The sequence below is a fragment of the Tatumella sp. JGM94 genome (assembly GCF_018257595.1).
GTDB classification, from domain to species: Bacteria; Pseudomonadota; Gammaproteobacteria; order Enterobacterales; family Enterobacteriaceae; genus Tatumella; species Tatumella punctata.
Genome location: NZ_JAERJN010000004.1, coordinates 137,874 through 150,074 on the forward strand (window position 1 = coordinate 137,874; position 12,201 = coordinate 150,074).

Annotated in this window: 10 protein-coding genes; 4 read left to right on the forward strand and 6 right to left on the reverse strand. The window is 51.4% G+C overall.

Annotated elements, in window-relative coordinates; all coding sequences use genetic code 11:
• Positions 1-33: 33 nt before the first annotated feature.
• From dtd to typA, 4 genes are all read right to left on the reverse strand, one after another.
• Positions 34-471 (reverse strand): D-aminoacyl-tRNA deacylase, encoded by a 438-nt coding sequence (gene dtd, locus JK216_RS04625; protein WP_212707296.1) that lies wholly within the window; start codon positions 469-471, stop codon positions 34-36.
• Entirely contained in the window at positions 468-1,319 is an 852-nt protein-coding gene (locus JK216_RS04630) for a virulence factor BrkB family protein (RefSeq protein ID WP_212710298.1), read from the reverse strand. Before JK216_RS04630 ends, dtd begins: the two co-directional genes overlap by 4 nt.
• Before the next feature lie 55 nt (positions 1,320-1,374).
• A complete protein-coding gene (gene yihX, locus JK216_RS04635) occupies positions 1,375-1,974 on the reverse strand; it encodes a glucose-1-phosphatase (protein WP_212711395.1) in 600 nt (199 codons plus the stop codon).
• 208 nt (positions 1,975-2,182) lie between these two features.
• Positions 2,183-4,006, reverse strand: coding sequence for a ribosome-dependent GTPase TypA (typA, locus tag JK216_RS04640; RefSeq protein WP_212707293.1), 1,824 nt, complete (start codon positions 4,004-4,006; stop codon positions 2,183-2,185).
• A gap of 457 nt (positions 4,007-4,463) precedes the next feature.
• Here typA and glnA point away from each other — a divergent pair, with 457 nt between their 5' ends.
• From glnA to glnG, 3 genes are all read left to right on the forward strand, one after another.
• Positions 4,464-5,873, forward strand: coding sequence for a glutamate--ammonia ligase (gene glnA, locus JK216_RS04645; protein ID WP_212707292.1), 1,410 nt, complete (start codon positions 4,464-4,466; stop codon positions 5,871-5,873).
• Positions 5,874-6,086: 213 nt separating this feature from the next.
• Complete coding sequence (gene glnL, locus JK216_RS04650; protein WP_212707291.1) at positions 6,087-7,136, forward strand: nitrogen regulation protein NR(II); 1,050 nt, start codon at positions 6,087-6,089, stop codon at positions 7,134-7,136.
• Positions 7,137-7,143: 7 nt separating this feature from the next.
• Positions 7,144-8,553, forward strand: coding sequence for a nitrogen regulation protein NR(I) (gene glnG, locus JK216_RS04655; protein ID WP_212707290.1), 1,410 nt, complete (start codon positions 7,144-7,146; stop codon positions 8,551-8,553).
• 44 nt (positions 8,554-8,597) lie between these two features.
• Here the strand turns inward: glnG and hemN are convergent, their stop codons facing one another.
• Complete coding sequence (hemN, locus tag JK216_RS04660; RefSeq protein WP_212707289.1) at positions 8,598-9,971, reverse strand: oxygen-independent coproporphyrinogen III oxidase; 1,374 nt, start codon at positions 9,969-9,971, stop codon at positions 8,598-8,600.
• Positions 9,972-10,198: 227 nt separating this feature from the next.
• A complete protein-coding gene (gene yihI, locus JK216_RS04665) occupies positions 10,199-10,711 on the reverse strand; it encodes a Der GTPase-activating protein YihI (protein WP_212707420.1) in 513 nt (170 codons plus the stop codon).
• Between the two features lie 498 nt (positions 10,712-11,209).
• On the opposite strand from yihI, the gene yihA reads away from it, so the two are divergent.
• A complete protein-coding gene (gene yihA, locus JK216_RS04670) occupies positions 11,210-11,842 on the forward strand; it encodes a ribosome biogenesis GTP-binding protein YihA/YsxC (RefSeq protein ID WP_212707288.1) in 633 nt (210 codons plus the stop codon).
• Positions 11,843-12,201 lie beyond the last annotated feature (359 nt).

The window sequence follows — 12,201 nt, forward strand, 5'->3', positions numbered from 1 at the left end:
ACGATAGCGAGGCTGCCGTCGCCAGCAACTCACCTATACCTGTAGCCAGAATGTCACCGGCCCGTCGTTAACCAGACTGACCTGCATATCTGCCGCAAAGCGGCCGTTTTCAGTATTCACCCCCTGCTGGCGACAGTGGTCACTAAAATAATGATATAACTCACGGGCCTGATCCGGCGCCGCCCCTCCGGAGAATGACGGCCGCATCCCTTTCCGGGTATCTGCGGCCAGGGTAAATTGCGATACCACCAGCAGACTACCGCCGGCCTGTTGCAGGTTAAGATTCATTTTTCCCTGTGGATCACTGAATACCCGATACCCCAGCACCCGTTCAGCTAAACGCCGGGCTTTTGCCTGGTCATCATCTTTCTCCACGGCCAGTAAGACCAGTAATCCTGCGGCTATTTGTCCGGTAATTTCACCGTCGACGGTGACACTGGCGCGGGTAACCCGCTGAATTAACGCAATCATGAAACCTCTGACTCTTGTTGCGGAGCATGTTTAAGCTGCCGGTAATGTTCAATGGATACAGTAATCTCAGCGCCCAGCAATACAATGCACCAGGTCCAGTAGACCCAGAGAAATAAGATAGGTATCACCGCCAGGACCCCGTAAATCATCTGATATGACGGGAACATGGTGACATACAGCGAAAACGCTTTTTTTCCGGCTTCAAATAACATGCCGGCGACCGCCGCCCCCGCCAGCGCATCCCGTGATGCCACCTGTCGGGTGGGAACGATACTGTACAGCAGCCAGAAAGCCAGCACCGACAGTAATAACGGGAACAACCTTAATGCCGGTTCCAGAAAATGGGTGACACCGCTGTCATTCAGCCATCGGGCAGAAAACAGCAGGGAACTGATCGCCAGACTGGCCCCGGCCAGTAACGGCCCCAGAGTCAGTACCATCCAGTAAACTGCAAAAGAAAAGACCAGCGGACGTTGTTTCGGGCTGCGCCAGATAGTATTCAGTGCACTGTCAATCGAGTGTATTAACAGTAATGCCGTTACGATCAACCCGATAGCGCCGACTGCCGTCATCCGGTTGACATTGGAAACGAAGCGTTCGAGATAGTCTTCGACAACCGTCCCCGCTGCCGGGACAAAATTATTGAAAATAAAGTGTTTCAGCTGCACGCTGATCTCTGAAAATACCGGAAAGGCGGCAAATAAAGCAAACACTACCGTGGCTAAAGGGACCAGCGCCAGCAGTGAGACAAATGTCAGGTTACCGGCATGTACCGTCATATTGTCTTCATCGATTCTGCGCCAGAGCACCGCCAGCCAGCTTATGGCTGATTTTAAAAATCGTTTCATCGTTTTCAGCTCCCTGCACAACACCGCTACAGCAGCCGGTGGCGGTCATTCAGCATTACACCCCAGGAGCAGCAAACCACTGGCGGATACTCTCCGGTCCGCTGACCAGTACACTGTGGATCCCCGCCTGACGTGCCGCATCAATATTGGCCTGGTTATCATCAAAGAACACTGCATCCATGGCCGCGAAACCTTCTTTTTCCAGCACCGTCTGATAAATAGCCGCCTCCGGCTTACGCATTTTTAGCTGCTGAGAAAGATAAACTGCATCGGCAGCCTGCTCAATTTGCGGATACTGTTGCGGCCAGAACGTATAGTGCAGGTTATTGGTATTGGATAAAATAACCACCCGGTGTCCGGCAGCCCGCAGGGCATGCATCTGTGCCAGCGTATCGTCGCGGACACCGGCAAAAATCGCCTGCCAGCCTTCCGTAAACTGGGCATAGCTGAGATTGACTCCCAGAGTCTTGCACAACGCGTCGGCAAACTGCTGGTCGGATATCTCACCGCGCTCATGCTGTTCAAAAGCCTGATCAAAGGTAAAACGCTGTTGCAACTGAGCTAATGGCACGCCACTTAAGTGGCTCCAGACGCCCAGAACACGATTAAAATCAATATCAACGATGACATTTCCCAAATCAAAGATATAGAGCATAGTCGCCTCCCTGGTCGTGAGTGGTGTATTCACTGTAGCGGCAAATCGTCCGGGTTAACAGGGCAGTCAGCAGGGAAAAAGTGCCCCGCCGGCACTAACCGCCAGCCGGCGGTGCTGATAACTCTTTTGGCTCCCATAAAAAAAGAGGCTGCAACACCAGGTTGCAGCCTCTTTTATCCGTAAGACGGATCACTGTGACACAGGCCGGTTAAGACTCTTTACCGCCACGTGATGCACGTTTACGATCGTTCTCAGTCAGATGACGTTTACGGATACGTACTGAAGTCGGAGTAACTTCAACCAGTTCGTCATCATCGATGAATTCCAGCGCCTGCTCCAGCGACATTTTGATCGCCGGTACCAGGGTAGTGGCTTCATCAGTACCGGAAGCACGCATGTTGGTCAGTTTTTTACCGGTCAGGCAGTTCACGGTCAGGTCGTTTGAACGTGAGTGAATACCGATGATCTGGCCTTCATAAACTTCAGCACCGTGACCCAGGAACAGCTTACCGCGGTCCTGCAGGCTGTACAGTGCGAACGCAACCGCTTTACCCTGACCGTTAGAGATCAGTACACCGTTCTGGCGCTGACCTACTTCACCCTGACGCAGATCACCGTAGTGGCTGAACGTTGAGTACAGCAGACCGGTACCTGAAGTCATGGTCATGAATTCGTTACGGAAACCAATCAGACCACGGCTTGGGATTTCATAGTCCAGACGCACACGACCTTTACCATCCGGGTCCATGTTTTTCAGGTCGCCTTTACGCTCACCCATCGCCTGCATTACCGAACCCTGATGGGTTTCTTCGATATCCAGGGTCACGTTCTCGTAAGGTTCCTGTTTACGTCCGTCGATTTCACGGAAGATAACTTTCGGACGAGATACCGCCAGTTCGAAACCTTCACGACGCATGTTTTCGATCAGTACTGACAGGTGCAGTTCACCACGACCGGAAACACGGAAAGCATCGGCATCTTCAGTTTCTTCAACGCGCAGCGCAACGTTGTGAACCAGTTCTTTCTTCAGACGATCAAGGATCTGACGTGAAGTCACGTATTTACCTTCTTTACCACAGAATGGTGAGGTATTTACGCAGAAGAACATGCTGACGGTAGGTTCATCGACAGTCAGTGCTGGCAGAGCTTCGACATTCTGTGGATCACAGATAGTGTCGGAGATGTTCAGTTCGCCCAGACCGGTAATCGCAATAATGTCACCGGCTTCTGCTTCGGTGCTTTCGATACGCTCAAGACCCAGGTGGCCCAGAACTTTACCGACTTTACCGTTACGGGTTTTACCTTCAGCATCAATCACCGTCACCTGCTGGTTCGGTTTGACTTTACCGCGTTTGATACGGCCAATCCCGATAACACCCAGGTAATTGTTATAATCCAGCTGAGAAACCTGCATCTGTAACGAACCATTCAGGTCAACGTTTGGCGCAGGGACATGCTTAACGATAGCTTCATACAGTGGCGTCATATCTTCAGCCATCTCTGCATGGTCATCGCCAGCAATTCCCTGGATAGCCGATGCATAAATGATCGGGAAATCCAGTTGTTCGTCGGTCGCATCCAGGTTAACGAACAGGTCAAAGACCTGGTCAACAACCCAGTCAGGACGCGCGCCCGGACGGTCAATTTTGTTAATAACCACAATGGGCTTCAGACCGTGAGCAAATGCTTTCTTGGTCACGAAGCGCGTCTGTGGCATCGGGCCATCAATCGCATCCACTACCAGCAGAACAGAGTCTACCATCGACATGACGCGCTCAACTTCTCCACCGAAGTCGGCGTGTCCCGGCGTATCAACGATGTTGATCCGATAGTCATTCCACTTAATTGCAGTGTTTTTCGCGAGGATGGTAATCCCACGCTCTTTCTCCAAATCGTTGGAGTCCATCACACGTTCAGTTGCTTCAGTACGGGCATCAAAAGTACCAGACTGTTGTAACAGCTTGTCAACCAGGGTCGTTTTTCCATGGTCAACGTGCGCGATGATGGCGATATTACGCAAATTTTCGATCACAGCTTTGCCTCAGGCATTAGAAATAGCGCGCTATTGTACACGGATTAGTCGAAAGACTGAATATGTTCACAGTATTCGTTGAAACTTTCTCAGTGACTTTTTGTTATAGGTGATTATCGAAGCGGACAACGTTCATTTTTAGTGCAAATGTCGCCCGTGTTTTATAGATTGCACTATAATAGTGCGCACTGGCGGCCGGCAATGGATCATAATGGTGCAGTGAGCCATCGCGGTGCATCCCAGAAACCGGACAGGAAACCCGCCAGTACACCGTTTTACGAAAAAATATAAAGTTGGCACAGTTTTCGCTTTGTATTTCGCAGGCAAAAGACAACGATTTCAAAATAGCTGGAACGACTGTCTGGAACATTGTTCAGGAAAAGCGCGGCGCCTCGTGATCTCTTCCCGGGACAGGTTCTCTACCACGACAACAATGAATATTGCAGGAGAGTTGAGTATGTCCGTTGAACACGTTCTCTCATTGATGAACGAACACGAAGTTAAGTTTGTTGATCTGCGTTTTACTGACAGTAAAGGCAAAGAGCAGCATGTCACCATCCCTGCTCATCAGGTTAACGAAGACTTCTTTGAAGAAGGCAAAATGTTCGATGGTTCATCCATCGGCGGCTGGAAAGGGATTAACGAATCAGACATGGTGCTGATGCCGGATGCGACTACCGCTGTCCTGGACCCGTTCTTCGAAGATCCGACCCTGATCATTCGTTGTGATATCCTGGAACCCGGCACTCTGCAAGGCTACGATCGCGACCCGCGCTCTATTGCTAAACGCGCCGAAGACTTCCTGCGTTCTTCCGGTATTGCCGACACCGTACTGTTCGGACCTGAGCCAGAGTTTTTCCTGTTTGATGACGTACGTTTCGGTGCCACCATGTCCGGTTCTCACGTGGCTATCGATGATATCGAAGCCGCATGGAACACCGGCAAAGCCTACGAAGGCGGTAACAAAGGTCACCGTCCGGGCGTTAAAGGCGGCTACTTCCCGGTACCTCCGGTCGATTCAGCCCAGGATATCCGTTCAGCCATGTGTCTGACCATGGAACAAATGGGTCTGGTTGTCGAAGCTCATCACCATGAAGTGGCTACCGCAGGCCAGAATGAAGTGGCAACCCGCTTCAACACCATGGTGAAAAAAGCTGACGAAATTCAGATTTATAAGTATGTGGTACATAACGTAGCGCACGCTTACGGCAAGACTGCCACCTTTATGCCAAAACCAATGTTTGGTGATAACGGTTCAGGTATGCACTGCCATATGTCACTGTCTAAAGACGGTAACAACCTGTTCTCCGGCGACAAATACGGCGGCCTGTCTGAAACTGCCCTGTTCTATATCGGCGGTATCATCAAGCATGCGAAAGCAATTAACGCCCTGACCAACCCGACCACCAACTCGTACAAACGTCTGGTTCCGGGTTATGAAGCACCGGTCATGCTGGCATACTCTGCCCGTAACCGTTCTGCATCAATTCGTATTCCTGTGGTTGCCAGCCCGAAAGCACGTCGTATCGAAGCCCGTTTCCCGGATCCGGCAGCAAACCCATACCTGGCCTTCTCCGCACTGCTGATGGCCGGCCTGGACGGAATCATCAACAAAATCCATCCTGGCGATGCGATGGATAAGAACCTGTATGATCTGCCTCCGGAAGAAGAAGCTGAAATTCCAAAGGTTGCCGGCTCTCTGGAAGAAGCACTGAATGCACTGAACGAAGACCGCAGCTTCCTGACCCGTGGTGGTGTTTTCACTGATGACACTATCGATGCTTACATTGCACTGCGCAAAGAAGATGATGACCGCGTACGCATGACGCCGCATCCGGTAGAATTCGAACTTTACTACAGCGTTTAATCTCTCTTGTAGTGTTGTTGCCGTGGAAAATATTAGCCCATCTCCGGATGGGCTTTTTTCTCCGCCAATTCAGCAGTAAACGCACTCTCCGCGGCAGTGACCGCCGCTGTAGTCACTTTTTATTGTCCGGAAATAATCATTAATACCCGCCAGACTATAGGTCAGAATACGATAAAATAAAGGGTTTTAGCGGCTGAATACGGAGAAGAACACATGATAACCAACACACCGCCCGATGCCGTGCAGATACTCAACTCTCTCATCAACAGTGTGTTAGTGGTCGATAGCCATCTGGTGATCCATTACGCGAACCCGGCAGCCCAGCAGTTGCTGGCGCAGAGTTCCCGTAAACTGTTCGGCACTCCGCTGCCGGACCTGACCGGCTACTTCTCCTTAAATATTGAGGTGATGCTCGACAGCCTGAAACAAGGCCTCGGTTTTACGGACAGCGAAGTCACGATTGTGGTTGATGGCCGGGCACATATCATGTCTCTGACCGCCCAGCAGTATCCGGGCGAGAAAATTCTGCTGGAAATGGCACCGATGGATAACCAGCGCCGTCTTAGCCAAGAGCAAATACAGCATGCACAACAGGTTGCTGCCCGTGACCTGGTGCGCGGACTGGCCCATGAAATTAAAAATCCGCTTGGCGGATTGCGCGGTGCCGCTCAGCTACTCTCGCGGGCGCTGCCGGACCCGTCGTTAAACGAATACACCAAAGTTATTATTGAACAGGCCGACCGGTTACGTAATCTGGTCGACCGGCTGCTCGGCCCGCAGCAACCGGGAATGCATGTCACCCAGAGCATACACCAGGTTGCTGAGCGTATTGTTAACCTGGTCTCCATGGAGTTACCGGATAACGTTTCGCTGGTCAGGGACTATGATCCGAGTTTACCGGAGCTGGCCCATGACCCGGACCAGATTGAACAGGTGCTGCTGAACGTGGTGCGTAATGCCCTGCAGGCCTTAGGCGAACAGGGCGGGACTATTACCCTGCGAACCCGTACTGCGTTTCAGCTGACCCTGCACGGTGTGCGTTACCGGCTGGTAGCCCGTATTGATATCGAAGATGACGGGCCGGGGATCCCCCAGCAACTGCAGGACACATTGTTTTACCCCATGGTGAGTGGACGTGAAGGAGGCACCGGTCTTGGATTATCCATTGCCCGCAGCCTGATAGATCAACACTCAGGAAAAATAGAATTTAACAGTTGGCCGGGACATACCGAATTTTCGATATTCCTGCCGATTCGCCAGTGAGGTTTCCATGCAACGAGGGATAGTCTGGATCGTCGATGACGATAGCTCCATCCGCTGGGTGCTTGAACGAGCGCTCACTGGAGCCGGTTTAAGTTGTACAACGTTTGAAAACGGTGATGAAGTACTGGATGCGCTGGCCACCAAAACGCCGGATGTCTTACTGTCCGATATCCGGATGCCGGGTATGGACGGGCTGGCGTTACTGAAACAAATTAAAAAACGCCATCCGATGCTGCCGGTCATCATAATGACCGCCCATTCGGACCTGGACGCGGCAGTCAGCGCTTATCAGCAAGGGGCTTTCGATTACCTGCCGAAACCCTTTGATATCGACGAAGCGGTGGCTCTGGTCGAACGGGCCATCAGCCATTATCAGGAACAGCAGCAGCCGCGTAATCAGCCGGTCAGCGGGCCGACAACGGATATTATCGGTGAAGCACCGGCAATGCAGGATGTGTTCCGTATTATCGGCCGCCTGTCCCGTTCGTCTATCAGTGTGCTGATTAACGGAGAATCCGGGACCGGTAAAGAACTGGTGGCACATGCCCTGCACCGCCACAGCCCGCGGGCAAAGTCACCCTTTATCGCGCTGAATATGGCCGCTATCCCCAAAGACTTAATCGAATCTGAACTGTTCGGCCATGAAAAGGGCGCTTTTACCGGGGCAAATGCCGTGCGCCAGGGACGTTTCGAACAGGCCGATGGCGGCACTCTGTTTTTAGATGAAATCGGTGATATGCCCCTTGATGTCCAGACCCGTTTACTGCGGGTGCTGGCCGACGGACAGTTTTACCGTGTCGGTGGCTACGCCCCGGTAAAAGTCGATGTGCGGATTATTGCGGCAACCCACCAGAATCTGGAACTGCGGGTGCAGGAAGGTAAATTCCGTGAAGACCTGTTCCACCGTCTGAATGTTATCCGTATCCACCTGCCCCCGCTCCGTGAACGCCGGGAAGATATTCCGCGGCTGGCACACTACTTTCTGCAGGTTGCAGCACGGGAACTCGGGGTGGAAACCAAAATCCTGCATCCGGAAACGGAAGCAGCCCTGACACGGCTGCACTGGTCAGGTAACGTCAGACAGCTGGAGAATACCTGTCGCTGGCTGACAGTGATGGCCGCAGGTCAGGAAGTACTGATACAGGACCTGCCGCCGGAGCTGTTCGAAACCAGCCCGCCGGATACACCGCTACAGGCTTCTCCGGACAGTTGGGCAACGTTACTGGCCCAGTGGGCGGACAGGGCGCTGCGTTCCGGTCATCAAAACCTGTTATCTGAAGCCCAGCCGGAAATGGAACGGACATTACTGACCACAGCTCTGCGCTATACCCAGGGACATAAGCAGGAAGCAGCCAGACTACTGGGCTGGGGGAGGAACACCCTTACCCGCAAACTGAAAGAGCTGGGCATGGAATAGCGTCCGCCCTCTGAGCCTGCAGGCACTGTCTGCAGGCTGTTTGGTTAAATCACCCGCGAATATTGCTGCTGGCGGACTCTGGTGCGCAGATAACGGTCGAAACACATACAAATATTGCGGATCAGTAAACGTCCGCGGGCCGTCACCCGCAGTTCGCGCTGCGACAGAGTAACCAGTCCGTCCTCAATAAACGGGGCCAGTAATTGCAGGTCTTCGGCGAAATAGTCTTCAAATACAATGCCCCACTGCTGCTCTGTCTGGCTGAAATTCAGGGTGAACTGGCAAATCAGTGCCTTAATGACGTCACGACGCAGGCAATCATCGCTACTGAGGCTGATACCCCGCCACAGGGCATTTCCCTGCGAGGCCACACGCTGGTGCCACTGGTTCAGGACTTTCTCGTTCTGCGCATAACTGTCGCCGATCATACTGATCGCAGACACCCCCATTCCCAGCAGATCTGTATCACCACAGGTGGTGTATCCCTGAAAATTCCGGTGCAGTACCCCGTTTCTCTGGGCTACCGCCAGTTCATCCTCCGGTAATGCAAAATGGTCCATACCAATAAACTGGTAACCGCCGGTGGTCAGGGTGTGGATAGTTTCCTGCAGAATAGCCAGCTTCTGCGCTGCATCCGGCAGGTCAGCACGGTGAATTTTACGCTGAGCAGCAAACAGTTCCGGCATATGGGCGTAATTAAACACGCTCAGGCGGTCGGGACGGAGTTCCAGTACCTTCTGTAAGGTAAACGCAAAACTGTCTGAGGTTTGCTTAGGCAGCCCGTAAATCAGGTCAATATTTCCCGACACAAACCCCAGAGCCCGTGCCCGGTCCATCAGTGCAAAAATAAAGGCTTCATCCTGCTCACGATTCACCAGCCGCTGGACCTGTTTATTAAAATCCTGCACCCCCATACTCAGCCGGTTAAAACCTTCGTCTTTAAGGTGATCGAGGACATCAAGCTCTATCTCCCGCGGGTCCAGTTCCAGCGACATCTCAGCCGAAGGGGAAAAGGTAAACTGCTGCCTTAACACGGCCATCAGCCGTGATATCTGTCGGGGGGTCAGAAATGTCGGTGTTCCGCCGCCCCAGTGCATCTGGGTGACAAGACGGTTTCTGAACAACGGTGCCCTGCTGCGGATTTCTGTTTCCAGACTATCGAGGTATTGGTCAGCTTTATGCGTCTGCCGGGTTACCTGTTTATTACAGCCACAGAAATAACAGAGCCGGTGGCAGAACGGAATATGGATATACAAGGACAGCGGGCGTTGCGGATAACGCTCAACAGCCTGCAGAAAGTGTTGTCCGGTAAAGTGCTGATCGAATTCCAGTGCTGTCGGATAAGACGTGTAGCGAGGGCCGGAGTAATTATATTTTTCGATGAGTGACTGATCCCACTCAATGCGTGGTAAAGACATATTCACTCCTTTCGATGACGGGGTCTGAAAGAAGCTCGCGTAGCGCCGGATAGCGGAGAAAGTTGCCTGCGGCCTAACCGCGATTTCAATCGGGACAGGCGACGTAGTTTACCCAATAACAACAGGATAAAACACGCATACAGCAGCGCAAAAATTGATCCCGGCCAAAACATAATGAAATATTCCAGGTTCGGACACAGGTAACGCCCTGTGTCCGGTCAGCACTCTTAGTTGCCCTTAAGTAAGCGGTACATATCTTCTTCCGCTTCCGGATCTTCTGCTGCGCTGCCATCGTCCAGATCAATACCCAGTTTTTCCATCAATACTTCGATGCGATCCAGAGTACTGTCCAGCCATGCCTGATCGTCTGTCGCCAGCTTTTCACCGTTTTCCAGCCGGTCGAGCAGCGCATCGAGGCGCGGGTTATTTTCCAGAGCGTCCAGCTCATCACGGGCACTCAGTGCCGGTGCAGCTTCACGGGGTTTGAGTGCCGGCTTTGCAGCAACCGGCCCTGCTGCCACTAACGGCACCGGCGTTTTACTGCCCAGACGCGGATCAGCGGCTTGTTTACCGCTGCGTTTACCTGCGCTCTGCTGCGCATCAGGGTTGCTGCGGTTACCCGATGACAGACCTTTACGTTTTTTCTGACGCTGGCGGTCACGGCCTTCCATATTCAGTTCAGCACGTGTTTTACGTTTATCGGCGGACTTACCCCGGGGGGATTTGGCGGGTTGTTTCATGGTGTTCAGTCTCAACTGTTTTTCTTTAGTATAGAATTGCGGCGAAATCTAGCAGAAACCAGCACAAGAAAAAAGCGACAGCTATCGCTGTCGCTCATTTCTGACTTTCTGCATAACAGAAAGCTGTGTATCTCACGTCCGGGTAAGATACTTATCTTATCCATCAGAGGTATTTCGTCCCGCTGCCTGTTCCGTGGCAGGTTGTGCCCGTCATCCGTTCCCTGAGCGATGAAGTCCCTGAGTCTCGTCCTGAGTGAGAAGTAATGTAGTCGATCTCTGAAATTCTGCAATCAGCAAACTATAATTCTGTCTGTCAGATCATATTTCCCTGATGATCTTTAAAATAAATTCACCTATCCCTGTGATGATTTCAGTAATGACTGACACAGCTAACCGCCGATCTGTTGCCGACTGTACCCGGTTCAGGGTACAGGCACTTTCCTGCTATAACAGGTATACTGCGGTTATTATCCTGAATTAATGATGCGGAGTTCGACCTTGTCTGGATGGAATTATCACGTTACCCATTTTGTTACCAGTGCCCCTGATATCCGCCACTTACCCACCGACAGTGGTGTGGAAGTGGCTTTTGCCGGACGTTCAAATGCCGGAAAATCAAGCGCATTAAACACCTTAACTAACCAGAAATCGCTGGCACGTACCAGTAAAACACCGGGCCGGACCCAGTTAATCAACCTGTTTGAAGTTGCCGACGGCATCCGGCTGGTCGACCTGCCCGGCTATGGTTACGCCGAAGTTCCGGAAGAGATGAAACTCAAATGGCAGCGCGCTTTAGCCGAGTATCTGCAAAAACGTGATTCCCTGAAAGGGCTGGTGGTTTTAATGGATATTCGTCATCCGATGAAAGAGCTCGATCAGCAAATGGTACAGTGGGCGGTCACCAGCCATATTCCGGTACTGGTGTTACTGACCAAAGCCGATAAGCTGGCATCGGGTGCCAGAAAAAAACAACTGAACCTGGTACGCGAACTGAGCCAGAAATTCGATGGGGATGTACAGATTGAGTTATTCTCCTCGCTGAAGAAATTAGGCGTCGATAAATTAACTCAGAAACTGGATAACTGGTTCAGTACGTATTCTATTACTGCCGAAGGTTTTGAAGAAAGTTAATCTTTCCCTGACGGTATTATCCGGATATTTCCGCAATAATTATTCCAATAAAAAACGCCCCGTTCACCTGAGTGAACGGGACGGCTAATATTCAGCCAAATCCGATTACGTGAAGTAAAAGGTCTGAAAGATAGAACATCTTACCTCTGTACCCTACATCAGAAAATGTACCTGATTTTTTCAGACCAAGAAAGCATTTTCTCGGTGATTTCGGTGTTTTATTTCAAGGTAAATCACAAAAAAACATTAAGACACTTGTAACTATTCAGAATTAATGCATGCCTGTTATAAAAACAATACTTTCCGGTAATTCAGATTAAAAAACTTTAAAAAATAATACTTTATCTTTTTTTTGCCCG